29 protein-coding genes are annotated in these 23,769 nt (G+C 34.4%); 27 read left to right on the plus strand and 2 right to left on the minus strand.

The window, feature by feature from the left end; genetic code table 11:
* Positions 1 to 89 precede the first annotated feature (89 nt).
* The 9 genes from PB01_RS07220 (at position 90) to PB01_RS20910 (ending at position 5,690) form a co-directional block, all read left to right on the plus strand.
* Complete coding sequence (locus PB01_RS07220; RefSeq protein WP_151699580.1) at positions 90 to 962, plus strand: LysR family transcriptional regulator; 873 nt, start codon at positions 90 to 92, stop codon at positions 960 to 962.
* 252 nt (positions 963 to 1,214) lie between these two features.
* Positions 1,215 to 2,900 (plus strand): MutS-related protein, encoded by a 1,686-nt coding sequence (locus PB01_RS07225; RefSeq protein WP_151699581.1) that lies wholly within the window; start codon positions 1,215 to 1,217, stop codon positions 2,898 to 2,900.
* Positions 2,901 to 2,942: 42 nt separating this feature from the next.
* Positions 2,943 to 3,488: a GNAT family N-acetyltransferase gene (locus PB01_RS07230; RefSeq protein WP_151699582.1), complete on the plus strand. Its 546-nt coding sequence runs from the start codon at positions 2,943 to 2,945 to the stop codon at positions 3,486 to 3,488.
* Positions 3,485 to 4,165, plus strand: coding sequence for an HAD family hydrolase (locus PB01_RS07235; RefSeq protein ID WP_151699583.1), 681 nt, complete (start codon positions 3,485 to 3,487; stop codon positions 4,163 to 4,165). The genes PB01_RS07230 and PB01_RS07235 overlap by 4 nt, the downstream gene beginning before the upstream one ends.
* 30 nt (positions 4,166 to 4,195) lie before the next feature.
* The gene (locus PB01_RS20905; protein ID WP_192797497.1) at positions 4,196 to 4,342 is read left to right on the plus strand and encodes a DUF4279 domain-containing protein; all 147 of its coding nucleotides are present in this window, start codon (positions 4,196 to 4,198) and stop codon (positions 4,340 to 4,342) included.
* Between the two features lie 18 nt (positions 4,343 to 4,360).
* Complete coding sequence (locus tag PB01_RS07240; RefSeq protein ID WP_151699584.1) at positions 4,361 to 4,636, plus strand: DUF4279 domain-containing protein; 276 nt, start codon at positions 4,361 to 4,363, stop codon at positions 4,634 to 4,636.
* 26 nt (positions 4,637 to 4,662) lie between these two features.
* Positions 4,663 to 4,956 (plus strand): TIGR04104 family putative zinc finger protein, encoded by a 294-nt coding sequence (locus tag PB01_RS21890; protein WP_151699585.1) that lies wholly within the window; start codon positions 4,663 to 4,665, stop codon positions 4,954 to 4,956.
* Between the two features lie 43 nt (positions 4,957 to 4,999).
* Positions 5,000 to 5,473 carry a hypothetical protein gene (locus PB01_RS07250; RefSeq protein ID WP_151699586.1) on the plus strand — a complete coding sequence of 158 codons (474 nt, stop codon included), beginning with the start codon at positions 5,000 to 5,002 and terminating at the stop codon, positions 5,471 to 5,473.
* Between the two features lie 79 nt (positions 5,474 to 5,552).
* The gene (locus tag PB01_RS20910) at positions 5,553 to 5,690 is read left to right on the plus strand and encodes a hypothetical protein (protein WP_192797498.1); all 138 of its coding nucleotides are present in this window, start codon (positions 5,553 to 5,555) and stop codon (positions 5,688 to 5,690) included.
* A 50-nt stretch (positions 5,691 to 5,740) separates the two neighbouring features.
* On the opposite strand, the gene PB01_RS07255 is transcribed toward PB01_RS20910, so the two are convergent.
* A complete protein-coding gene (locus PB01_RS07255; protein ID WP_151699587.1) occupies positions 5,741 to 6,643 on the minus strand; it encodes an aldo/keto reductase in 903 nt (300 codons plus the stop codon).
* A 69-nt stretch (positions 6,644 to 6,712) separates the two neighbouring features.
* Between PB01_RS07255 and PB01_RS07260 the strand changes: the two genes are divergently transcribed.
* The 14 genes from PB01_RS07260 to PB01_RS07325 all read left to right on the plus strand — a co-directional run bounded on the left by PB01_RS07260 (position 6,713) and on the right by PB01_RS07325 (position 19,961).
* Positions 6,713 to 7,261, plus strand: coding sequence for an NUDIX hydrolase (locus tag PB01_RS07260; RefSeq protein WP_151699588.1), 549 nt, complete (start codon positions 6,713 to 6,715; stop codon positions 7,259 to 7,261).
* 50 nt (positions 7,262 to 7,311) lie between these two features.
* On the plus strand, positions 7,312 to 7,779 hold the full coding sequence (locus tag PB01_RS07265; protein WP_151699589.1) for a hypothetical protein: 468 nt from the start codon (positions 7,312 to 7,314) through the stop codon (positions 7,777 to 7,779).
* Positions 7,780 to 7,865: 86 nt separating this feature from the next.
* A complete protein-coding gene (fur, locus tag PB01_RS07270; RefSeq protein WP_151699590.1) occupies positions 7,866 to 8,309 on the plus strand; it encodes a ferric iron uptake transcriptional regulator in 444 nt (147 codons plus the stop codon).
* Positions 8,310 to 8,361: 52 nt separating this feature from the next.
* The gene (gene xerD, locus PB01_RS07275) at positions 8,362 to 9,264 is read left to right on the plus strand and encodes a site-specific tyrosine recombinase XerD (protein WP_151699591.1); all 903 of its coding nucleotides are present in this window, start codon (positions 8,362 to 8,364) and stop codon (positions 9,262 to 9,264) included.
* Between the two features lie 73 nt (positions 9,265 to 9,337).
* Positions 9,338 to 10,516 (plus strand): phosphopentomutase, encoded by a 1,179-nt coding sequence (deoB, locus tag PB01_RS07280; protein ID WP_151699592.1) that lies wholly within the window; start codon positions 9,338 to 9,340, stop codon positions 10,514 to 10,516.
* A 29-nt stretch (positions 10,517 to 10,545) separates the two neighbouring features.
* Complete coding sequence (locus tag PB01_RS07285) at positions 10,546 to 11,835, plus strand: thymidine phosphorylase (RefSeq protein ID WP_151699593.1); 1,290 nt, start codon at positions 10,546 to 10,548, stop codon at positions 11,833 to 11,835.
* A gap of 684 nt (positions 11,836 to 12,519) precedes the next feature.
* The gene (locus PB01_RS07290) at positions 12,520 to 13,059 is read left to right on the plus strand and encodes an RNA polymerase sigma factor (RefSeq protein ID WP_151699594.1); all 540 of its coding nucleotides are present in this window, start codon (positions 12,520 to 12,522) and stop codon (positions 13,057 to 13,059) included.
* On the plus strand, positions 13,049 to 13,948 hold the full coding sequence (gene spoIIP, locus PB01_RS07295; RefSeq protein WP_151699595.1) for a stage II sporulation protein P: 900 nt from the start codon (positions 13,049 to 13,051) through the stop codon (positions 13,946 to 13,948). The genes PB01_RS07290 and spoIIP overlap by 11 nt, the downstream gene beginning before the upstream one ends.
* Positions 13,949 to 15,020: 1,072 nt before the next feature.
* Positions 15,021 to 15,377, plus strand: a complete 357-nt coding sequence (locus PB01_RS07300; protein WP_151699596.1) for an STAS domain-containing protein — start codon at positions 15,021 to 15,023, stop codon at positions 15,375 to 15,377.
* Positions 15,367 to 15,813, plus strand: coding sequence for an anti-sigma F factor (gene spoIIAB, locus PB01_RS07305; protein WP_151699597.1), 447 nt, complete (start codon positions 15,367 to 15,369; stop codon positions 15,811 to 15,813). The genes PB01_RS07300 and spoIIAB overlap by 11 nt, the downstream gene beginning before the upstream one ends.
* Entirely contained in the window at positions 15,813 to 16,598 is a 786-nt protein-coding gene (locus PB01_RS07310) for a SigF/SigG family RNA polymerase sporulation sigma factor (RefSeq protein ID WP_151699598.1), read from the plus strand. Before spoIIAB ends, PB01_RS07310 begins: the two co-directional genes overlap by 1 nt.
* Positions 16,599 to 16,624: 26 nt before the next feature.
* Positions 16,625 to 18,043, plus strand: a complete 1,419-nt coding sequence (locus PB01_RS07315) for a spore germination protein (protein WP_151699599.1) — start codon at positions 16,625 to 16,627, stop codon at positions 18,041 to 18,043.
* Between the two features lie 69 nt (positions 18,044 to 18,112).
* On the plus strand, positions 18,113 to 19,429 hold the full coding sequence (lysA, locus tag PB01_RS07320) for a diaminopimelate decarboxylase (RefSeq protein WP_151699600.1): 1,317 nt from the start codon (positions 18,113 to 18,115) through the stop codon (positions 19,427 to 19,429).
* A 172-nt stretch (positions 19,430 to 19,601) separates the two neighbouring features.
* Positions 19,602 to 19,961 carry a GNAT family N-acetyltransferase gene (locus PB01_RS07325; protein WP_151699601.1) on the plus strand — a complete coding sequence of 120 codons (360 nt, stop codon included), beginning with the start codon at positions 19,602 to 19,604 and terminating at the stop codon, positions 19,959 to 19,961.
* Positions 19,962 to 19,963: 2 nt separating this feature from the next.
* Here PB01_RS07325 and PB01_RS07330 read toward each other — a convergent pair whose 3' ends face one another.
* Positions 19,964 to 20,470 carry a DUF309 domain-containing protein gene (locus PB01_RS07330; RefSeq protein ID WP_151699602.1) on the minus strand — a complete coding sequence of 169 codons (507 nt, stop codon included), beginning with the start codon at positions 20,468 to 20,470 and terminating at the stop codon, positions 19,964 to 19,966.
* A 54-nt stretch (positions 20,471 to 20,524) separates the two neighbouring features.
* Between PB01_RS07330 and PB01_RS07335 the strand changes: the two genes are divergently transcribed.
* The 4 genes from PB01_RS07335 (at position 20,525) to PB01_RS07350 (ending at position 23,716) form a co-directional block, all read left to right on the plus strand.
* Positions 20,525 to 21,304 carry a segregation/condensation protein A gene (locus tag PB01_RS07335; protein ID WP_151699603.1) on the plus strand — a complete coding sequence of 260 codons (780 nt, stop codon included), beginning with the start codon at positions 20,525 to 20,527 and terminating at the stop codon, positions 21,302 to 21,304.
* Positions 21,276 to 21,869, plus strand: a complete 594-nt coding sequence (gene scpB, locus PB01_RS07340; RefSeq protein ID WP_404815107.1) for an SMC-Scp complex subunit ScpB — start codon at positions 21,276 to 21,278, stop codon at positions 21,867 to 21,869. Before PB01_RS07335 ends, scpB begins: the two co-directional genes overlap by 29 nt.
* A gap of 47 nt (positions 21,870 to 21,916) precedes the next feature.
* Positions 21,917 to 22,879, plus strand: coding sequence for a D-alanyl-D-alanine carboxypeptidase family protein (locus PB01_RS07345; RefSeq protein ID WP_192797499.1), 963 nt, complete (start codon positions 21,917 to 21,919; stop codon positions 22,877 to 22,879).
* A 102-nt stretch (positions 22,880 to 22,981) separates the two neighbouring features.
* Complete coding sequence (locus tag PB01_RS07350) at positions 22,982 to 23,716, plus strand: pseudouridine synthase (protein ID WP_151702000.1); 735 nt, start codon at positions 22,982 to 22,984, stop codon at positions 23,714 to 23,716.
* Positions 23,717 to 23,769 lie beyond the last annotated feature (53 nt).

Here is a 23,769-nt window from a genome sequence, read left to right on the forward strand (position 1 = left end):
CTATAGTCATCGTAACATGTCATTCGATATATGAAAAATATATATTTGTTATACTTGTCATATGAAAATACATATAACGGAGTTGGGAAATGGATATTCGTCAATTACATTATTATAAAGAAATCGTTAAACAGGGAAGCATTTCAAAGGCGGCTGAGGTATTGAATATTGCGCAACCTCCATTAAGTCAGCTATTAAAAAAGCTCGAAACGGAATTAGGTACAACATTAATTCATCGTTATCGTCAAAAATGGGAGTTGACCCAATCTGGTCAATTGTTATATCAATATGCAGAACAGTTATTAAGTCATATGGATGAAGTAAAGAGACGTATTCTTGAAATAGAAGAAGGTACTGCGGGTACTGTACGCATTGGTGTTTCATCCGCATGTTCTAATATGTTAATTGATTATATTGCAGATTTTAGAGAACAATATACACAAGTCAAAGTCAACATCGTTTCTGGTGACTCGGAAGGGTTACTAAAAAAGCTAAAAGAAAAAGAAATTGATATAGCTTTACTGATAAGACCAAGCAATACGGACCAATATGAGGAGAAAGCTTTAAAAAAACAACCTGCGATTCTTATAGTTCCTAGCAAGTGGACAGCCTCCCTCTCAACTCAGCCTACATTAAAGGAAATTGCAGATTTCCCTTTTATTATGTTAGGCGCTATGGAAGGACACTCGTTTTATGAAAATATTTTAAATGCCTTTGATGAATATGAGGTAAAACCAAATATTATGGTTGAATGCAAAGATATTCCGATGGTAGTTGCACTTGTTAATCGAGGAATAGGTATAACCATTATTCCGAGAATGCACTATAAATCTTTGTTTTTCGAACATTTAAAGATTTACGAACTTCAACAATTTGATTTTAGTGTAGAGCCGGTTATGATGAAGCTAAAAGATGAACCAATTTCAAAAGCAGCAGTCCAATTTTGGGAAATGATGAAATAACGCAGACTTTCTCTACAAATACAAGGGGAGGGAATATATGGTATAAGGTATCTTGGGGTGTTAGTGCATAATTGTTTATCATGGAGTGAACTAAAATGAAGAAATGCTCTTTTCCAATGGCGAAAAGAACATTTTTTCATTTTAGCTTAATTACTGTTAAATCACATCATTCTAGGTACTTATGGAAAATTATGAAACTTTTCGACAACTACTTCGTAGAATGCATATATAAAAGTAATAGAGGTGGGAAGATTGAATAATTCATTACTAATTCTCATATTAGTTGTAATTCTTTTCATTGCTTATCAATTGTTAATGAAAAAAAAGAAAAAACTTAATAGGTTTAGAGAAGAGTGGGAATCAGGAGAATTTTTAGCGCGAAGCGAGGATCATCAATCGGTTTCAATGTACTGGGAAAACAAAAAAAATAGGGAAACAATATATGATGGGATAGATCAGTTGACTTGGGATGATTTAGCTATGGATACTGTTTTCAAAAAAATCAATTACACGCAGTCTTCGGTAGGATCAGAATATCTATTTAATCAGCTTCGAGATATTAATCCATTCTTTGAAGATATACAGAACAAAGAAGAACTCTATAAATTATTGGCAAACGATCAAGCATTAAGAGAAGAGATCCTACACATTTTATCAGGTCTTGGAAAACAGAATTACACTGACTCTTCTTCGTTTTTCTATGAAGACAGGAAATATAATATTAAATATGTAGCTGTCTATAAACTTCTAGCCTTACTGCCATTTGCATCCATTTTCTTGATGTTTTATAGCTTAAAATTCGGAATACTGAGTTTAGTAGTATCTTTTCTAATTAACACAATCATATATTACAAAAATAAAACCGCATTAGAGAATGAATTATACTCCACTGCGTACATAGCTTCTATCATTCATGCAGGGAAACGTTTTTCATCCGTCAAACATCTGAAGTTTACAACATTTGCTAACGAGTTCAAGGATAAAGTTCAGCCAATCAAGAAAATTTTAGTGCTAAACAATATAATTTCGTTAGGAAAAGGAAGTAAAGGAGATTTTGATGCCATTTATGAGTATATTCGAATATTATTTTTATTGGATTTTATTTCTAATAACAATATTATTAAGACTATTTCCAATCATAAAGATGAATATCGCGAATTATGGCAACGTATAGGACAACTGGATGCGGGGATAGCAGTTGCGTTTTACCGTAAATCACTAGTTTCATATTGTATTCCTGAATTTGTGGAGAGAGAGGAGCTTTCGTTCGAAAATATGTCTCATCCACTTATTAAAGACCCAGTGACAAACACTACGATTCTCGGCAAGTGTACACTCATTACAGGGTCGAACGCATCAGGGAAATCAACGTATATCAAGGCAATTGCCATTAATGCTATTTTGGCGCAAACGATTAATACGGTGTTAGCGGAAAACTGGACAATGAAACCTAGCTATATCGTAACTTCAATGGTGATTCAGGATAATGTGTTAGATGGAGATAGTTACTTAATAGCGGAAATAAAGTCACTCAAACGTATTATTCGTCTATGTGAACAAGGTAAACCATGTATCTCTTTTATTGATGAAATACTGAAGGGAACTAATACGATTGAACGAATAGCTGCATCGGCTGCAATGATGGAATGGCTTTCTTCGAATAAAGGAATGAATATTATTGCGTCACACGATATTGAATTAACCGAAATGGCTAGAAAAGTGTATGCGAATTATCATTTCAGTGAATCGATTGAAAATGGAACAGTTCAATTCGATTATACAATCCATTCTGGTCCATCAAAAACGAGAAACGCTATTAAGCTTCTTGGTATATTGGATTATCCAGAAAGCATCACAAAAAAGGCCAATGGGTTAGCAGAGTATTTCACCGAAAGGCGTGAATGGGAAGAAATGAAAGCAATAGATGTCATCTATTAGAGGTAAAATTTTTAACTAAACTTAGTTAGAATGGAGTATATGATGATAATTAACAAACAAGAATTTTATGTTAATGGAATAAATTATACTGTGAGATCTGCAATCGAAAAAGATGCAAAAGATTTGTCTAATTTAAGATTACAAATTGATGGTGAGACTGAAAATTTGGATAGAGAAAAAGGGGAGGGGTTCTTAGATAGAGAAGGATTTGAACAACTTATAAAAACGGACACTCAGAAATCAAGAAATTTGTTTTTAGTTGCAGTTGTTCATGATCGGATTGTCGGGTTCTCCAGATGCGAAGGAATTTATTTAAATAGATTTTCTCATAAAGTAGAGTTTGGAGTATGCGTTCTAAAGGAATTTTGGGGTTATGGTATTGGGAAAAATCTTTTAAATGAATCTATTTCTTGGGCTGACTCCATCGGCATTAAAAAAATTACTTTGAATGTTTTAGAAACAAACGATAAAGCCATTGAACTATATAAAAGGTTTGGCTTTGAAATAGAAGGTATATTAAAAAACGACAAAATTCTTGCCGACGGTAAATACTACAACACTATTATGATGGGGAGGTTTAATGAATGATTAAAGCCGTATTATTTGATTTAGATGGGACATTATTAAATCGCGACGAATCGGTAAAGAAGTTTATTAATGATCAATACGAGCGATTACATAACTATCTAGGACATATTTCGAAAGAAAATTATATGACTAGATTCATAGTGTTAGATAGTCACGGATACGTCTGGAAAGATAAAGTATATCAGCAACTAGTAGAAGAATTCAAAATACAGGATATAAGTTGGGAATTTTTACTGCAAGACTATATAAGTGAATTCAAGAATTTTTGCGTGCCTTTTCCTCATCTTCACAATGTGTTAGAAGAGTTAAAAGAGAACAATCTTATTCTAGGCATGATTACAAATGGCTATGGGCAGTTTCAGATGGATAATATCGAGGCATTGGGAATTGAAAAGTGTTTTGATACGATTTTAGTATCGGAAACGGAAGGAATAAAAAAACCAAATCCAGAAATATTCGAGCGAGCATTAAAGCGCCTTGATGTTGTTCCTAGTGAAAGTATATTTGTTGGAGACCATCCGGAAAATGATGTGAAAGCATCTGAATTCGTAGGAATGAAAGGCGTTTGGAAAAAAGATAATCAATGGGGTACATTTGAGACTGATTATATAGTGAATGATTTAGCGGAGCTACCGACTATTATAAAGAAATTGAATAATGAAAGCAGCTTGAAATAATCAGAGATTGAATATAAAGAGGTGAAAAAAATGGAAAGGGAATGTGTTTTTATAAGGCTTAGCATCGTGTCAGATGATTGGCCAGTAGATGAATTTACGACAAAGATAGGTATAATTCCCACAACATCATATAAAGTTGGGGATGACTATACACGTGGAAATAGACTAAACAAATGATTTGAAACGGTATGGAGTATGGAATCTGGTGAAATGGCTATGCGCTATGGAGAAGGTGCAGACAAAAGATTCTTTGAATCGGTCATTGTTCCTTTAAAATCACATGTCAAACTAATAAATGCTTATAAAGAAGAACATAATCTTACTTGTATATTTTTCGTTCATTATAACTTTTACAATGCGCAAACACCTGTCATGCGTTTGGACCCGACCATTATTACCTTTGCGCATAGTACAGGGGCTATCATCGATATTTATATTGATAATGAGTCGGATTGGGAGGACGAAGAATAATAGTACTTATAGAACGGAGAGAAAAAATGGAATTAAAAAAATGCGAGAAATGTAATACACAGTTTAGTTGGGGCAAAATCTACAAATCTCTTATGATAGCATATCAACCAATTGTTTGTAGTCAATGTAATACTTCTCATAAGATTGCTTTCTCTTCCAGAGTCACGGTTTCTATTACAATAGTTCTTCCATTAATGATATTCCTCTTTTTGATATCGAGGCAATTATCTTTATCAAATTTTGCTATTGTATCCAGTTTAGTTATTTATTTCGTACTTATTTCTTCGTTTTCCCCTTTTTTGGTAAAATACTACTCATAATATACATTGTTTGTAGAATATAGACTTGGAGGTGTAAGTGAATATGAAAAAGTTGCTCTCTAGTTTATTAAATTTATGCTTATTTACAATTCCGGTATTCCTTTTATTCGCTTGCAGTAGTATTGAAAAATATGAACATATTGAGGTTTTTGTAGCAGAAACCATGGAGGACAATAAAGCGGGATTGTATGAAGCTACTGGTTACCAAAAAGTAAATGCGATAACGTACATAGAGGAAGGAAAAACTTATATAAAAACAGATGTTAAATCCATTGAGGACTTTTATGATACGAAAGGTAATTTTATAAAGTCTGAAATAACGCATTCTTATTTCACTACCTCATATATAACCAATGTAGTTCGTGGTGATAATTTAAAGGAAGAACTTCAAAACCCTTCCACGATATTATTGCCTGATGATTATAAAGGTCACTCTAAATCAGAGAATATGACAAAGGAAGAAAAGGAACAAGTCAAAAATCACGTACTTTCCTTTACGAATAAACTAACTAAATAAAAAGAGTGTATAAATACTTATAAGCATCTAATGTAAGAAAATATATGTTCAATAGATTAGTTTTAGGAGGTTATTTGATATGTTTTATGTAGGCATTGCAATCCTAATTGTAATATCTATTTCGGCAAGCACAATTGAAAATGCTTTAAAATCCATTCAAAAGCAAAATGAAGTGACTATTGAACTTTTAAAAGAAATTCGAGATAAACAAGAATAAAAAAAAGAGGAGGGAACTTCAATGATTCATTCCCTCTAGTTTTTTGATCTTTAAACCCAATGCTCTCCATACACATCTTGCTTTGTAATCTCCCTCGCTCTTAGTAAAACATCATCTGAAACCGGCTGGTTATAAGCTTTGATGGATTCTAAAAGCTGTTCTACACTACTTGCACCAATAACCGTAGACCCTGTCACTTTTTGTTGCAATACATACAGAAGTGCAACAGAAGTCATTGGAGTATCCAATGCTTGCAGTTGCCTTATAACAGCAGCTAATTCTGCATTGGAATAAGACAAATATTCATCCGTTTTATTTGTACGGTTAAGGCCATCCGCAGTTAATAGTCCTTTTGCAAGCGTTCCACGGCTTAATAAAGAGGCATCATTTTCCTCTAATAACGAAAACCATTCTTCTGGTCTTCTATCTAGCAAGCTATATTGCATCATAACGGATACCGCGTTGCTTTTCTTCAGAAATCGATCAATTACAGTTGGTCGAATTGAAGAAATACCGTATTCTCGAATAAGACCTTCTTTTTTCAATGAATCCATCGCATCGATCACTTCATCGACATCATCTTCCATAGTCCCTCCATGTAATTGATACATGTCAATATAATCTGTCTGGAGGCGCTTTAAAGATTCATGAATAGCAGAGGTTATCCACTTTTTCGATGGATCCCATGACCACCCCTCACCAGACTCTTTCAAACGATTGCCGACTTTTGTTGCGAGTATAATATCTTTTCGATTATCTCTTAATGCATTTCCGACAACCTTTTCATTTTCGCCATTATTATATAAATCTGCCGTATCAAAATAATTAATACCATTATCTATTGCAGATTGTATAAGCGTATTCGAATCTTGTTGACTAGTCGGAAGCGACATACAACCAAGTCCAATTTCGGAAACAAATAGATCACTTTTACCTAATTGTCTTTTTCTCAATTTTCATCACGTCCTTTTCTACATGTTACAATGTGTACTAGTCAGTTACAAATGAAAGGAAGATAAAATATGAAAAAATTTGAAGAAAAAACGATTACATCTGATTTTAAATACAAGGGTCGAGTGATCACTTTACAAGTAGATGAAGTTCTGTTAGCGAATGGCAAAACTAGCAATAGAGAGATTGTAAAACATCCAGGAGCGGTCGCTATTATGGCTATTACAGAAGACAAGAAGATAATTTTAGTGGAACAATATCGAAAAGCATTAGAACGATCCATCATCGAAATTCCTGCTGGTAAAATAGAGCCTGGAGAGCCGCCAGAAGCTACTGCACGAAGAGAATTAGAAGAAGAGACAGGATATACATCTAGTAATCTACAATATGTTCAATCTTTTGCCACATCTCCAGGGTTTGCAGATGAAATTATTCATCTCTACTTTGCAGAAAACATTGAGAAAATGACCAAAAAAGCAGATCTAGATGAGGATGAGTTTGTAGAATTAATGCATGTATCAATCCAAGAAATGGAATCATTAGTGGAGAATAAACAAATATTTGATGCCAAAACAGCTTTTGCTTTCCTTTGGTTAAAAGATTATTTAAAAGAAGCATGAAGTAACTTTGTACAAGCATATGATGAAAATAGATAGGGAGGTGTTCCAATTTGAACCAAACTTATACTATTTTCATTTCATTATGCGTACTAGTTTTTAGTTTTATCGGGGGGTTAATTCTTTTTGAAAAAAGCACAGCAGAACAGCAGCAATGGATTATTCATCTCTTGGACGCACGTGTTCTATTAGTAGAACAACCTACTTTTCTAGAAACAATTTTTCCTCACTTGATGATTGCTATTGTGTTTTTTTTATTTTATCAACACCCTCTTTTACGAAAACTTATTCTGGTGATTTGCGCTTTTAAAATTACGTTCTACGGGTTTTGCTCCAGTTATTTGCTTCAAACACAGACTTCCACATTTCCGTATGTGTTTTGGTGGTTTCCGTTTCAACTAGTTTATTGTGTTCTTCTTCTTGCATTAGCAAATCGAATTAATTTGTTTACGTTATCCTTATATTCTATTATCATCATAATAGAATACTTCTTAATACCATTTGTATTATATAATAATTAATATTTATTAATAATTATTATTAAGTGAATTCCTTGTCATAATAATTCGCTATTTGGTATAATGGAAGAAGTTTAAGGAGGCGTCACATGGAAAGCCGTATTGATCGAATTAAAAAACAATTATCTGGTGCGAGCTATAAACTGACGCCACAGCGTGAAGCGACAGTCCGAATTTTGCTTGAAAATGAAGAAGATCATTTAAGTGCAGAAGATGTATTTTTACTAGTTAGAGAGATATCACCTGACATAGGACTTGCTACAGTTTATCGTACTCTAGAATTATTAAATGAATTGAATGTGGTGGATAAAATTCAATTTGGAGATGGTGTATCACGCTATGATTTGAGACAAGAAGGAGCAGCTCATTTCCATCATCATCTTGTTTGTATAGAATGCGGAGCTGTGGATGAAATACAAGAAGATTTGTTAGAAGACGTAGAAGCAATTGTGGAAAGGAAATGGAACTTTATCATTAAAGACCATCGATTAACCTTTCACGGAATTTGTTATCGTTGCCAAGAAGATAAATAAACAAAAAAGGATAGCAAATAGCTATCCTTTTTTTGATAGGAGGTATATAAAATTGGAAAATGGATTGCTTTATTTAGAAGATTATTTGCATTTTTTGCGTATTGAGCGACAATTAGCAGATAACACGCTAATTTCCTATAAAAAGGATTTAACCGATTATTTACGGCATATTTTTAACATCCAACAATTACATAGTTTAGATAATGTAGAACGGCAGCATATTATTAACCATCTTAGAAAATTAAAAACGGAAGGAAAAAGTCCGAGATCGATTGCAAGGAATATTTCATCTATTCGTTCTTTTCACCAGTTTCTATTGCGCGAAAAAGTGACTAATCAGGATCCTACCATCCATCTGGAAATACCACAAATGGAACAAAAATTACCTAGTTTTCTTTCAGTGGAAGAGTTAAACGGTTTGTTAAATAGTATAGATACTTCTAAGCCGCAAGGTGTGCGTGATTTAGCAATGTTTGAGCTCATGTATGCAAGTGGTATGCGTATTAGTGAGTGCTTAAACTTGGATTTAGAAGATTTACATCTAACGATGGGATTTGTACGTGTATTTGGTAAAGGTGGCAAAGAACGTATTATACCTCTAGGAGGTGCGGCTATTCGTGCTTGCACGACCTATATAGAAGAAGCTAGACCAAAATTGCTAAAATCAACCGAACGCACAGATGCAATTTTCGTCAATCAAAGAGGAAAGCGTTTGACAAGACAAGGAATTTGGAAATTATTAAATAAGCACACAGTAAATGCAGGAATACAAAAAGAGATTACACCGCATATATTGCGCCATTCATTCGCTACGCATTTAATAGAAAATGGAGCGGATTTGCGTGCTGTGCAAGAGATGCTAGGACATGCAGATATTTCTACTACCCAAATATATACGCATGTCAGTAAAACGAGATTAAAAGAAGTTTATAAACAATTCCATCCAAGAGCATAATTTGTCAGAGGTCTGACGTGTACATTATTAAAAAATTTGGTAAACTAGAAGAAAATAGTAGGAGGGAATAAAGATGAACAAATTTAAACGTATTCATGTAATCGTTATGGACTCTGTAGGAATCGGAGAAGCACCAGATGCGGCCGATTTTGGGGATGTAGGTTCCCATACATTAGGGCATATCGCGGAGAAAATGAATGGTCTGAACATGCCTGAAATGCAAAAACTTGGGCTTGGAAATATAGATGCTATTAAAGGGTTAGAACAAGTGGAAAATCCAACAGCGTATTTTGGAAAAATGCAGGAAGCTTCTGTCGGGAAGGACACGATGACCGGACATTGGGAAATGATGGGTTTGAACATCGATAAACCATTTAAAGTCTATCCTGAAGGTTTTCCGGAAGAATTAATTTCTACATTAGAAGAGAAAATTGGTCGAAAAGTAATTGGAAATAAACCAGCAAGTGGAACTGCAATTTTAGATGAACTTGGCGAAGAACATATGAAAACAGGCGCAATTATCGTTTATACTTCTGCTGACCCTGTATTGCAAATTGCTGCACATGAAGAAATAATTCCACTTGAAGAACTATATCATATTTGTGAAGTTGCAAGAGAGCTTACACTTTCTCCAGAATTTTTAGTTGGTCGTATTATTGCTCGTCCATTTATGGGGGAACCAGGGAATTTTGTTCGCACTTCCAATAGACATGACTATGCGCTTAAGCCATTTGGGCGAACTGTAATGAACGAATTAATGGATGCGGGATTAGATGTTTTAGCGATAGGTAAAATTTATGATATTTTTAACGCAGAAGGAATTACTTCTACCGAACGTACGAAAGACAATATGGACGGAATGGATAAATTCATCACAACATTAGACAAAGACTTTACTGGAATAAGCTTTTTAAACTTAGTAGACTTCGATGCTTCCTTCGGACATCGTCGTGACCCAATTGGATACGGTAATGCATTGGAAGAGTTTGATGCTCGTTTAAAAGAAGTTTTGCCGAAGTTAACAGAAGAAGATTTACTAATTATTACGGCAGACCATGGAAACGATCCAACTATGCCAGGTACGGATCATACGCGAGAATTTGTTCCGTTAACCGTCTATTCTCCAAGACTAAAAGAAATAAAGGAATTACCGCTACGTATGACATTTGCTGATATAGGTGCAACTATTGCCGAGAATTTTGGAGTAGCTAAAACAGCATTCGGTGAAAGTTTTTTATCTTTACTTAAATAAAAGAATAAGATGGGAGAGGTGTAGTTATTATGAATATGCTTGAGCTGATTGATAAGAAAAAAAGAAACAATTCATTAACAGAAGAAGAAATACAATATATGATAACGAATTATACAAATGATGATATTCCAGACTATCAAATGAGTTCCATGCTTATGGCAATATTAATAAATGGGATGAACGATAATGAAACAGCTTGGCTAACAAAAGCAATGGTTGATTCAGGAGATGTTATTGACTTATCGTCTATCGAAGGATTTAAGGTGGATAAACATAGCACTGGTGGAATTGGGGACAAGATCAGCTTACTAGTAGCACCAATACTAGCATCATTAAATATTCCTGTTGCTAAAATGAGTGGAAGAGGGCTAGGCATTACTGGTGGTACAGTAGACAAACTAGAGTCAATCAATGGTTTTCACGTTGAATTAGAATCGGAAGAGTTCATTAAGCAAGTGAACGAACATAAAATAGCTATAGTTGGACAATCTGGAAACTTAACACCTGCAGACAAAAAACTTTATGCTTTAAGAGATGTGACTGGTACAGTAGATTCGATTCCGCTAATCGCTTCCTCTATTATGAGTAAAAAGATTGCAAGTGGAGCGGATGGTATTGTTTTAGATGTTAAATGTGGTAAAGGTGCATTTATGAAGGATTTAGAGCATGCTACTGAATTGGCTTCAACAATGATTAGTATAGGTGAAAACTTAGGTAGAAAAGTAGCGGTAGTTATTACGGATATGAATCAACCGTTAGGTCATAATATCGGGAATAAACTAGAAGTTGCAGAAGCGCATGATTTTCTAAGTAACTATAAAGAAAGTGAACAAGGTTTACTTGATGTTACAATAGCAATTTCCTCTAAAATGTATCAGTTAGCAACTGGAGTAAATGAAGAAGAAGCAGAACGAAAAGTAGTTGAAACACTTTCAAATGGTGCAGCATTAGATAAATTCAAAGAATTCATTACTGCTCAAGGTGGGGATTCAACTGATATTATTGCTAAAAATACGAAGCATCAGATTGAAGTAAAAGCATTAAACGATGGATATATTCAGTTGATTGATGCTGAAATGATTGGTAAGTCTTCTTTATTAATTGGAGCGGGAAGATTAACAAAAGCAGATATTCTTGATTTCGATGCTGGAGTTAAAATAGTAGCACTAACAGGGCAACAAGTTAAAAAAGGTGATACTTTAGCTATTTTGTATTCAAATAAAGATGAAGTAACTGAATCGGTAAAATTAATCGAAGATGCCTATACAATCACAAATGCTGAACCTGTAAAGAAAAATTCTATCTTAAAAATAATGTAAAAGAACATGCGTGTTGATTAGATCAACACTTATACCGTGATTTTTAAATGCCAGAAAGGCGCTAACTGTACTAGCGACCCACTGGCATTTTTTTTGTACTAAAATAGCGTAATTCCATTAAATTTCAGCTTATAGGACGCATTCACTTTCCGTTAAATGCAAGTAGAGTGTTTTTTATTTCCAATTAATGAAACTTATTACTCGTTAAGACCGTATCAATATTTAACTTAGATTCTTTGGCGAATGGTACTAGATAGTTACCCAGGTAGATCAATTTCATAATTCAAAGTTAGAGCATAAAACACGAACAATATTTAAGTCAAACTTTAGAAAATATAACATATACTCTTCATAGATCAGCATGATTTCCGCTATCGGCGGTCGCTTTCCGCGGGGCGAGAAATGAGGCATCACCGCCGCCTGTCGCTCCAAACAACAAATAATTATTGTTCGTGTTTTATAATTACATACTATTTATGAAATTAACTCAGATAATAATAATTAATAAGGACTTTCTATTTAATATCGCATTAAGTGAGACACAAAAGGAATTATTGTGGATATATGAATTCACTAAAAACAGCAGGGTAAAAGTTACTCTGCTGTTTTTAGTTTAAATTTCTTGTAACCTTTTAAACGTTTCAAACGAATAATAATTGATTACATAAATGAGAGGAGAGAAATATGATTGATTTAGATAACCTAGAAGACAGTATCAGTAAAATCTACAGGCAATACTATTTGGATGTTTATAGGTTCCTTGTTTGTTTTTCAGGAAATCAAAATGACGCGGAGGACTTTACACAAGAAGTGTTTATTCGTGTCTTGAATAATTTATCTAATTTCAATGAAAGTAATAATTTGAAGACCTGGATTTTTTCCATAGCAAAACATGTTGCAGTTGATCATTACCGAAAGAAAAAATTTACCTCTTTCTTTAAAGATGGTTTTTTTAAACAAATAGCATCAACTGATATAGAGGTACATGCATTAATTGAACAATTTGAGATGAAAAAACTTGTTCATGAGGCCATCTCAAAACTAAAACCAAATTATAGAGCGGTTGTAATACTGAGGGGTATAAATGAGTTTTCAATTATAGAAACTTCAGAAATCCTTCGATGTAGTGAATCAAAAGTTAAGGTAGATTATCATAGAGCTTTAAAAGAACTTAAAAGGAGAATAAATATTGACATAGGGGAGGTTGTAAAAAATGCATACTGATAAGGAAATTATTGAATTTATTAAAGAAGGCTATTCTTTAAAACCATCCGAACAATTTGTTTTAAGTACAGAATATAAATTAAAGCAAAAAGCAAGGGGGATTAGTAGAAGCATGATGGTTAAACGAGCATCATTTGCTTTCAGTGGATTGGTATTATGTATTTTTGCAATATCATGGCTATTCGTTTTTAATGGAAAAGAGACGGTTATAAATACTATTAATTCATTTAAAGAAGGAAATATACCAATCTTAATCGATAAGGAAGAAACCTCTATTTTTATATACCAAACACACAATTTGGAATCATTTATGCCAGAAATTAATACTGAAGAACTTCGCGAAGCATTTCACTTTACTAAAAACATCAGCCTCGTAGGTGAAAGGCTAAGTAAGGAATTAAAAGAAAGGAATATTGGCACTATCCATGATGAAAGCAATATAAGTGGAATATTGAAGGAAAGAGGACTATTTTCTGAAGAATCATATATAGTTTCAAGAGAAGTTCTGAAAGATGTTTTGGGAAATAACAAAAACATTAAGATGGCGTTCGATATACACAGAGATTCAGCTAAAAGAAGCTTCACGACCTTGAATTTAAAAGGAGAATATTATGCAAGGATTGCATTTATACTATCTGATTCAAGTTCTAATTTTAGAGAAAATCAGAAGTTTGCAGAATTACTTCATAAAAAAATGGAAGATAAATATCCAGGATTATCAAGAGGAATAATAGTCAAAAACACAGGTAATACCTACAATCTAGACGTTTTAGAAAAGTCAGTATTATTGGAAGTTGGGGGAGTTGAAAATAAGTTAGAAGAAGAATATAGAACTGTAGAAGCTCTCGCAGATGTAATTAAAGAAGTAATTGATTTGGAAATTAAATGATGTAGGATAGATTCTTTGGGATAAATTTTATACAGCTAAAGGCGAAGGTTAGTTTAAGTAAAAACCGTTTTAAGAAAGGGTAATTAGTTATGAAAGATGATGCTTTGTCGAAATAGTAGGCAGGCGTTTAAAACGAGTGCAAAGATGGATATGTAAAAGGTAGGAGCTAATAAGCGATGCCTTTCCGTTCATTAGTAATTTACCTTTATTTTGTTTTTCATTGTGTAGTTGAATAGGGTTGGTGGGAGTTAAGAAAAATAGATAGCTTCCATTAATAAAGAAGTGCTGAGCGGACGAAATTGCATCTTCGTCCGCTTTTAAAAGATTAGGACAGTATCTTTTCCCTCATTATCCAAGTCAAATGCATCCCTTCTCTACATTTACCAGGAGGCCGGCGGACAAACATTCGCCACAAGATAACCGAAAATGAGGAGTTGGAAGTGACGTAGTCACTTCCAACTCCTCAAAATTCACCTGTAATACTGTAGTCAATGTTTCGTCTATAGTACTCTGGAAATAGCAAAGAAAAGATGCACTTAAAGGATATTTGCGTTTTTCTTAATAAATAATAGAGTATACGCTTTTCTAGTTAGTAGCTGTCCAGACGCCCCTCGGGGTCAAATGTGAAAAAGCTGCGGTGGCTGGGAGTCTGCCTCCTCTCTTTTCCCCATTTGCCTGTCGGGGCAGACATAGACGTTTACGTTTTTCTTATCTATTCGTTTCAAATTGATAACGGATATCATTGTAGCCTTCGGAAAACAATTGGATTAACTAACATTGAACTTACCCTCCCTCGAAAGTCATTTTTGATGAAGAGTAGCATAGCTCCTACGCACTTAAACTTACTGTAATGAGAAACTAATATTAAAATAAATGGGCATCCCGTATAGGTTTAAAAAAACTTTTGTGGGATGCCTGTTTTTTGTTTAGAAATAGAATAATAATCCCATACTATGAATGAATAATTCTATGTCGAAAATAGACTAAAAAACAATGATTTTTTCTACTTTTGTCAAGCACAAGGAATTTTAGCTATTGATGGTGAATTGTGCTATCAAGAGGAGGCGGTTATATGTATCACGAAGTAGAAAAAGTCGGTGAAGAGATTATTATTATTCGATTAAAAGGTGAATTAGATCATCATGGTACGCATGATATACGAAATGAAATAGTACCTATGATCAAAAATGGTTCTATTAAAGTATTAGTTTGGAATTTAAAAGATTTACATTTTATGGATAGCTCAGGTATTGGTCTTATTCTTGGTAGGATGCGGGAATTGGCGCCAAAAGAAGGTCAGACAATTATCGTAAATCCATCTCCAACAATGAAGAAAATTTTTCAGTTTGCGGGGTTAAGCCCATATATTTATAATGAATCAGAAATTGAAATTATGTCAAATTTAGGGGGCATTGTTTATGGACAATGAAATTACACTATCTTTTATTGCTAAAAGTGAGAATGAAGCGTTAGCTAGAATGGTAATGTCTAGCTTTATTGCCGCAATTGATCCAACTATTGAAGAGTTATCGGAATTTAAGACTGTTATTTCAGAAGCAGTAACAAATGCTATAGTACATGGGTACGAAGAAGATGGTGTCGGGAAAATTGATATTCATGCACAAAGAAGCGATAGAGAAATAATTGTTTCTATCGTTGATTACGGGCGAGGAATTCAAGATGTTAACCAAGCACGAGAACCCTTATTTACGACGAAGCCAGAGGAAGAACGGTCAGGAATGGGGTTCACAATTATGGAAAGTTTTAGCGATTATGTGGACATTTATTCTATTCCTAATAGGGGGACTACTGTAACTATTACGAAGAAATTTGTACCAATTCAAGAATCTTGTAGGATCGTCTAATGATGAATAATAAGCCGTCTATTTTACTTACACAAGAAAAAATGAGAGAGCTAATTGCATTATCACAAGAAGGGGATAAACTAGCTAGACAGCAAATGATTGAAGGTAATACGAGGCTTGTTTGGTCGATTGTGCAACGATTTGCATCTAGAGGGGCTGATTTAGAAGATTTGTTTCAAATTGGTTGCATTGGACTCATGAAATCCGTGGACAAATTTGATCTTAGTTATGAAGTGAAGTTTTCTACGTATGCAGTTCCAATGATTATAGGTGAAATTCAGCGCTTTTTAAGAGATGATGGTATGGTGAAAATTAGTCGTTCGATTAGAGAGCTTAACTTTAAAATTCGTCATGCAACGGATGATTTTTTAAAGACGCATGAACGACAGCCGACCATTTTAGAACTAGCAAGTATTTTAGAAGTTACAAGAGAAGAAATCGTTATGGCAACAGATGCCTTACGAGACCCTGCATCGTTGCAAGAACAACTGTATGAAAATGAGAGTGGCGATGCTTTAACGTTAATGGATCAAATGAAAGATGAACGTTCAGAAAAGTCGTTCGATCATATCCCTCTTAGAGAGCTGGTTGAAAAATTAGAAAAAAGAGAACAAATGATTATTTATTTACGATATTACCTAGACTGTACACAAAGCGATATTGCAGAACGACTAGGTATATCTCAAGTCCAAGTATCTAGACTCGAGAAGAAGATATTAACCCAGTTAAAAACGTGGTTAGTACCTGTTGGTTTTGCTAGCAATCAAAAAGTAAAAGACGGGTGATTGAAACGAATTCATTATTTTCCAGTATGTCAGAAGCAGAAGAGTTTTTGAAAGAAAAGTTTGGTGTCAATGAATCTTATGATGTGGGAAATTTGCATACACATTTATTTGATTTTCCAGTGTTGCTTATCTATATAAATGGATTAGTAGATGGTGCAGTTCTAACAGAGTTATTGGCGAATGTGCAAGAAAATAAATGGGAAACAGATTTAAATGAAAATAGAGTAATGGAACACTATTTTCCGTATCACTCCATTACTCAATATGATTCAAAAGAAAAATGGCTCGTAGCGCTTCTCAGCGGTCAAGTAACATTTATATTGAAGAATGGTTCTGTCTATACGATTGATGTTCGAACTTATCCAGGCAGACAGCCAGAAGAACCAGATAATGAAAAGGTAGTAAGAGGATCAAGGGATGGATTTACGGAAAACATTGTTCAAAATACAGCTCTTATTAGAAGAAGAATCCGTGATACGGACTTACGTTTTGAGTTACATCAAGTTTCTACAATTGGCCAAACGGACATTGCGATTTCTTTTATAAAAGGGATAGCTAACGAAGATAATTTAGCCCAAATTCGAGATAGAATGAACCAAATTCAACATGATGGATTCACTATGACAGATAAAGCATTGGAAGAATGGATATTTAAACAAGGGTTTCATCCGCTTCCGTTCGTCCGTTTTACAGAAAGACCAGATATTGCAGCAGCGCATTTATTGGAGGGTCATATCGTAATAATTGTTGATACTTCTCCATCTGTAATCATTGTTCCAACAACATTATTTCACCATCTTCAACATGCGGAGGAGTATAGACAAGCTCCTATAATCGGTACAATCGTTAGATGGATACGTTTTTCAGGTGTATTACTAAGCTTATTTCTACTACCATTTTGGTATTTACTTGCAAAGCATTCTGAATATCTTCCGAAGTCATTGGATTTTTTAGGTCCAAAAGATGTAGGTGAAATTCCGTTGTTAGTACAGATATTATTTGCAGATGTTGGAATTGAATTTTTGCGGTTAGCGGCGATTCACACACCTACACCTTTGTCGACTGCTATGGGTATTATTGCAGCGTTAGTAATAGGGCAAATGGCCGTTGATGTGGGTTTATTCATTCCAGAAGTGATTTTGTATACAGCGATAACAGCGATATTTACTTTTGCTATACCATCCTATGAGTTAAGTATTAGTACGAAAATTTTTAGAACACTTCTTTTACTTAGTACAGCATTGTTTGGAGTAAATGGTTTTTTTGTAGCAAATGTATGTTTACTTTGGTATGTTTGTTCCGTAAGACCTTTAAATGTCCCTTATTTATGGCCAGCACTCCCTTTCTTTCCGAAAGCCTTTTTGCGTATTCTGATCAGATTTCCAATGCCGACTAATGCAAAAAGACCATATATTACACGAGCGCCTGTTCGAAAAAGGTCGTAAATAGCATTGCAATTTCCTCTTTTACTGTGGTAAAGTTCATATAGAAAAAGAGGAAAAGAGGCGGGGTACATGGTGATGATATCAAAGCATGCTGTAAATAAAAAAGGTCACTTATTATTAGGTGGAATAGATAGTATAGAATTAGCCAAAACATACGGAACACCACTATTTGTATATGATCTGTCGCTTATTAGAGAACGTGCACGTGCATTTATTAATACGTTTAAAGAACAAAATGTACAAGCTCAAGTTGCATATGCTAGTAAAGCTTTTTCAAGTGTTGCTATGTATCAAGTGATGAATCAAGAAAATTTATCTCTTGATGTAGTGTCAGCAGGAGAGTTATATACTGCACTTAAGGCAGGATATCCTGTAGAACGTATTCATTTTCACGGGAATAACAAAAGTAAATCAGAATTACTGCTTGCACTTGAACATAACATCGGTTGTATCGTAGTAGATAACTTTTATGAAATTGAGTTATTAAAAGAATTAACTACTGAACTTAACCAAAAAGTAAATATTTTATTGAGAGTTACTCCAGGGGTAGAGGCACACACGCACGATTATATTACAACTGGTCAACAAGATTCAAAGTTTGGCTTTGATTTACTAAATGGACAGGCGGACCGAGCATTTCAAGAAGTTTATCAAGATGAAAATATCCAATTACTGGGTTTGCATTGTCATATTGGATCGCAAATTTTTGAAACAGTTGGTTTTAAAGTCGCAGCCGAAAAACTTATAAAAAAAATGATTGCATGGTATAATGAATTTACTTTTCAATGTACAGTACTAAATTTAGGTGGAGGATTTGGGATTAAATATACAGATGAAGATACACCCTTAGAGCCTTCTGTATACGTGAAAGAGATGGTAATAGTCGTGAAAAATTTAGTTGCAAACACTGATTTCGCGATGCCAGAAATCTGGATTGAACCAGGTCGTTCTCTAGTAGGGGATGCTGGTACTTCTTTATACACAATTGGAGCAGAAAAAGAAATTCCAAACGTTAGGAACTATCTTGCTGTAGATGGAGGCATGTCCGATAATATTCGACCTGCATTGTATGGGGCATTGTACGATGCAGTTATTGCGAACAAAATCGACGAGAAAATTGAAAAAGAGTATACGATAGCTGGTAAGTGTTGTGAATCAGGTGATAAACTAATTGACCATATTTCATTACCAAAAGCGGAGGCTGGGGATATTTTAGCCATGTTCTGCACTGGTGCATATGGATATGCCATGGCAAGTAATTACAATCGGTTAACAAGACCTGCAGTCGTTTTCGTGGAGCATGCAAACCACCAACTAGCAGTAAAACGAGAAACGTTAGAAGATATTGTACATCTAGATCTTCCTTTAACAATGGAAAAGGAGTGATGAATAGATGAAAAAACAAAATATTATTCTCTTTTTCATGTTGCTATTAGTTGGAATTGGTTGGGGATTAGTGTACTGGCTCTTTTTTGCTCCGAATGGAAATTTGTAATTTGAATAACTGTCGTGTAAGATAGAAAAAGTTTCTTTAAGAAATTAAAAGAGGGTCTAAAATATGTTGCTACGATATAAAAAAGCATTTGAGAAAATTTCTATGGGGCTTCTTTCTTTCATGCCTCAAGAAAAAGACGTAAAAAAGTTATTAGAAACAATTCATCAGTATGAAACTGATCCGAATTGGCACTTGTTCCTATGGAAAAGGGAAGAGGATTTAGTAGGGATAGTTGGCGTTCGAATGCAGGATTCAAATGGAATCATTCAGCATATATCGGTTAATCCTTCTCATCGTGGGGAAGGTATTGGGAAAGAAATGATTCAAAATTTGCCATCTATTTTACATACAACATCTATTCAACCATCAGATGATACAAAATCTTTTTTTGAAAAATGTCAAATGGAAAATGAAGAGGAATGACGTTAACATCTGTCATCTCTTCTTTTTTTGCTTTTTTCTCGTTCTTCAAGTATTTCTGAACGATCTCTTAGCATATGCTTATGGATAAGATAATCTAACGCTTCTCTATTTTCGATCCTTCTTTTGTTCACTAAAGTCTGTAATTTGGAATCTTTAATCTGAATGGAAAAGGCTTGAAATGCACTCGCTTTTTGCATGAGCGCAAGCGAGATAGTTGTAGCTTGCAGAATTTGTTCATAGTCAATTGTTTCAAAAAAAGAAGAATCACTTGTTTGGATTAATCGTTTGATACTCGTACTCATTGTTTTAATTGCGCCTGTCATATTTCCTCTTCGCCAATGATACATACTAGTGGACATAAGTATTAAAGCCGTTAAGGGATGAACTTTTTGTCTTGGAGCAACCTCTTTCCAATAATCTTCTAACACTTCGTGGCACTCAAAATAATCGGTGGTTTCATTAAATTCTTTTAGAAATTGTACAAAATTAGGATGGAATGTAGGATGCAATATAATCACCTTTCCTCTATAATGATGTTAAAAATCGATAATAGGTGGAGTTTTATGTCGTATGAAGTTAAGACAGAGGCGTTTGAAGGACCTCTTGATTTATTATTGCATTTAATAAATCGTTTGGAAATAGATATATATGATATTAAAATGGCGGAAATCACTTCACAGTATATGGAGCATATACACACCATGCGAGTGCTAGAGCTAAATGAAGCTAGTGAATACTTAGTGATGGCAGCAACTTTATTGTCCATTAAAAGTAAAATGCTTCTTCCAATTCATCAAGATGAGGAAATGGAAGGCGATTTTGATATTTCCTTTGATGATCCTAGGGATGAGTTAGTAATAAAGTTAATTGAATATAAAAAGTATAAAGAAGCTGCTGGTAGCTTACATGAAATGGAGGAATCTCGTAATCTATTTTACACAAGACCTCCTGCAGACTTGAGTGGCTTTCAAGATAATCAGCCAGTTGCTTTGTTCGAACTAGATGTTAATGTGTATGATATGTTAGGTGCTTTTCAGAAAATGCTCCGTAGGAAGCAATTAAATGCGCCACTTCAAACTAGAATTAGTAAACAAGAAGTTTCGATAAGAGATCAAATGAAAAGTGTGATCTCTACTTTAAAACAAAGTGGAGGAAAATTATCTTTTTATGATTTATTTCCGTCAAGAGATAATGGGACAATAGTCATCACATTTTTATCAATACTCGAACTAATGAAGCGTCAAATTGTTCAAGTAGAACAAAAAAGTAATTTTGAAGAATTATTTGTTCTATTGCGAAAGGAAGATATAGAAAGTGAATTCGACGATAAACTTATTGAGTAAAATGGAGAGCTTGCTATTTGTTAGTGGCGATGATGGGTTAACAAAAAAACAATTAGCATTTTTGACAGAAACAACAGAAGAACTAGTCACAGAAACGTTAGAAAAGATGATGCGAGAATATGAGTTGAATGCAGAGCGAGGCATTGTCATCAAACAACTGGCAGGTACCTATCAATTTGTGACCAAATTAGCCAATGTAAAAACGATACAAAAGTTAGTAGAAAATCCCACTTCCCAGTCACTTTCTCAAGCGTCATTAGAAGTGTTGGCAATTATTGCTTATAAACAACCAATTACAAGGGTAGAGATAGAAGATATTCGAGGAGTGAAGTCAGAAAGGCCAATCTATACGTTATCGGCGAAAGGTCTTGTACAAGAGGTTGGTCGCGCAGAAGGAACGGGAAGAGCCATTTTGTATGGTACAACAACCGAGTTTCTTCAATATTTTGGACTCCAAGATATTAAAGCACTTCCGCCATTGCCAGAAGAAATTTCTGTGGATGAAATGGAAGATGCGGATTTATTTATGACAAAGTTTCAAGAAGCATTTGTAAAAGAGGAATAACTTAAAAAGGAGTATATATTATAGTCAAAAAAACACTTATTTTTTTGTTGCTTTTCCTATTTTGGCAAACGAATGGAGTTGAGGCTTCATCGTCCTATGTTGTAATTGATGTCAATTCCGGAAGATTACTAGAAGGGAATAATGCTAATGCTGAACTTCCGATTGCTAGTTTAACGAAGGTCTGGACAGCTTTAACCGTGTTGGATTCTTGCGATTTGAATGAAGAAATAACTATTTCAGCACAAGCCGCCTCCCAAGAAGGGTCCTCTCTATACTTGCAAGCAGGGGAGGTTTGGACTGTGAATTCTCTGCTTCACGGGCTTCTTTTGCAATCTGGAAATGATGCTGCTTATGCACTTGCGGAACATACAGGCGGTTCAATCGAAGGATTTATCCAAATGATGAACGAAAAAATTCAAATTGCAGGAATGGAGCATGCTCATTTCACGAACCCTTCTGGACTTCACAATGATGATCATTATGCATCTGCTTTTGACATGGCTACTATGCTTCGATTGGCGCTTCAAAACGAAGACTTTTATAAAATTGCATCCGCTAAAACTTTTAAGCCAAAAGAACGCAATGTCCAATGGAGAAATAAGCATAAGCTTCTGCATTATGAGGATGATGCTAAAGCTGGTAAAACAGGTTTCACCAAAAGAGCTGGTAGAACACTTGTAACGTATTTCAAAGATGGATCGAAAGAAATTATTGTCGTTACTTTAAATAATTCAAATGATTGGAAAATACATACTTCTTTAGCGGATAAAATTTTCGCTAACTATGAAGTTGTGAAAGTTGTAGAAAAAGGCAAATATAAATTGTTGAATAACGAGACTATTGAAGTAAAGCAGGACCACTTTTTATTGGTGAATAAAGAAGAGAAAAAACAATTACAAAATGTATTACATATTCCTAGAAAAAAAGATACAAATACTCCTTATTTGTGGAACGTTTATATAAATAATGATCTTGCTTTGCGATTTAATGTAACGAAAATAAAAAGATAAGTTTGGAAGACAGTTTTACAAAAAGACTGTCTTCTTTTAATTTGGATGAAAGTATGACATAATTCACTCATGTTAGTGGAAAGAATGGACGAGGTGAACGATTTGGAGAGATTACAAAAAGTACTTGCTCACGCAGGTGTAGCATCAAGAAGAAAGTCAGAAGAAATGATTTTACAAGGTAAAGTTAAAGTAAATGGTAAAGTAGTGACGGAACTTGGTATAAAAGTGACGGATGCGGATACAGTGGAAGTAGAAGGAGTTAAGTTAGAAAAAGAACAAAAAGTATACTATTTGCTTTATAAACCAAGAGGAGTTATTTCGGCGGTAACAGATGATAAAGGGAGAAAGACTGTAACTGATCTGCTACCACATGTGACAGAACGGCTCTATCCAGTAGGTAGATTAGATTATGAAACATCTGGTGTGTTATTACTTACAAATGATGGCGATTTTTCATATGCATTGACGCATCCTAAATTTAAAGTCGATAAAACCTATGTTGCAAGAGTAAAAGGGATTCCGCTTAAAGAACAATTACGCCCATTAGAACGTGGAGTTGTTTTAGAAGATGGTAAAACTGCCCCAGCTCGAGTGAAATTATTATCTTCCGAACGCAAAACAGATAAAGCAATCATTGAAATTACAATTCATGAAGGTAAAAATAGACAAGTTCGACGCATGTTTGATGCAATTGGGTTCCCAGTGCAAAAATTAAAACGGGAACGATTTGGCTTCTTAACATTGCATAGTCTTAATGCTGGAGAGTGGAGAGAACTGTCTACTCATGAAGTAAAACAGTTACGAGTTCTTGCCGAAACAGGTAAAATAGGGAACTAAAACCAAGTATGTTCACAAAGCAGTCAAAAGTATTGATTTTAACCGTTATTTAT

This window comes from Psychrobacillus glaciei, from assembly GCF_008973485.1.
Taxonomy (GTDB): Bacteria; Bacillota; Bacilli; order Bacillales_A; family Planococcaceae; genus Psychrobacillus; species Psychrobacillus glaciei.

Excerpts from the sequence above, each read along its gene's own strand:
- PB01_RS07220 (WP_151699580.1), top strand. The coding sequence starts at position 90 with ATGGATATTCGTCAATTACATTATTATAAAGAAATCGTTAAACAGGGA.
- PB01_RS07230 (WP_151699582.1), top strand. The coding sequence starts at position 2,943 with ATGATAATTAACAAACAAGAATTTTATGTTAATGGAATAAATTATACT.
- PB01_RS07235 (WP_151699583.1), top strand. The coding sequence starts at position 3,485 with ATGATTAAAGCCGTATTATTTGATTTAGATGGGACATTATTAAATCGC.
- PB01_RS20905 (WP_192797497.1), top strand. The coding sequence starts at position 4,196 with ATGGAAAGGGAATGTGTTTTTATAAGGCTTAGCATCGTGTCAGATGAT.
- PB01_RS07240 (WP_151699584.1), top strand. The coding sequence starts at position 4,361 with ATGGAATCTGGTGAAATGGCTATGCGCTATGGAGAAGGTGCAGACAAA.
- PB01_RS21890 (WP_151699585.1), top strand. The coding sequence starts at position 4,663 with ATGGAATTAAAAAAATGCGAGAAATGTAATACACAGTTTAGTTGGGGC.
- PB01_RS07250 (WP_151699586.1), top strand. The coding sequence starts at position 5,000 with ATGAAAAAGTTGCTCTCTAGTTTATTAAATTTATGCTTATTTACAATT.
- PB01_RS20910 (WP_192797498.1), top strand. The coding sequence starts at position 5,553 with ATGTTTTATGTAGGCATTGCAATCCTAATTGTAATATCTATTTCGGCA.
- PB01_RS07260 (WP_151699588.1), top strand. The coding sequence starts at position 6,713 with ATGAAAAAATTTGAAGAAAAAACGATTACATCTGATTTTAAATACAAG.
- fur (WP_151699590.1), top strand. The coding sequence starts at position 7,866 with ATGGAAAGCCGTATTGATCGAATTAAAAAACAATTATCTGGTGCGAGC.
- deoB (WP_151699592.1), top strand. The coding sequence starts at position 9,338 with ATGAACAAATTTAAACGTATTCATGTAATCGTTATGGACTCTGTAGGA.
- PB01_RS07285 (WP_151699593.1), top strand. The coding sequence starts at position 10,546 with ATGAATATGCTTGAGCTGATTGATAAGAAAAAAAGAAACAATTCATTA.
- PB01_RS07290 (WP_151699594.1), top strand. The coding sequence starts at position 12,520 with ATGATTGATTTAGATAACCTAGAAGACAGTATCAGTAAAATCTACAGG.
- spoIIP (WP_151699595.1), top strand. The coding sequence starts at position 13,049 with ATGCATACTGATAAGGAAATTATTGAATTTATTAAAGAAGGCTATTCT.
- PB01_RS07300 (WP_151699596.1), top strand. The coding sequence starts at position 15,021 with ATGTATCACGAAGTAGAAAAAGTCGGTGAAGAGATTATTATTATTCGA.
- spoIIAB (WP_151699597.1), top strand. The coding sequence starts at position 15,367 with ATGGACAATGAAATTACACTATCTTTTATTGCTAAAAGTGAGAATGAA.
- PB01_RS07310 (WP_151699598.1), top strand. The coding sequence starts at position 15,813 with ATGATGAATAATAAGCCGTCTATTTTACTTACACAAGAAAAAATGAGA.
- PB01_RS07315 (WP_151699599.1), top strand. The coding sequence starts at position 16,625 with ATGTCAGAAGCAGAAGAGTTTTTGAAAGAAAAGTTTGGTGTCAATGAA.
- lysA (WP_151699600.1), top strand. The coding sequence starts at position 18,113 with ATGGTGATGATATCAAAGCATGCTGTAAATAAAAAAGGTCACTTATTA.
- PB01_RS07325 (WP_151699601.1), top strand. The coding sequence starts at position 19,602 with ATGTTGCTACGATATAAAAAAGCATTTGAGAAAATTTCTATGGGGCTT.
- PB01_RS07335 (WP_151699603.1), top strand. The coding sequence starts at position 20,525 with ATGTCGTATGAAGTTAAGACAGAGGCGTTTGAAGGACCTCTTGATTTA.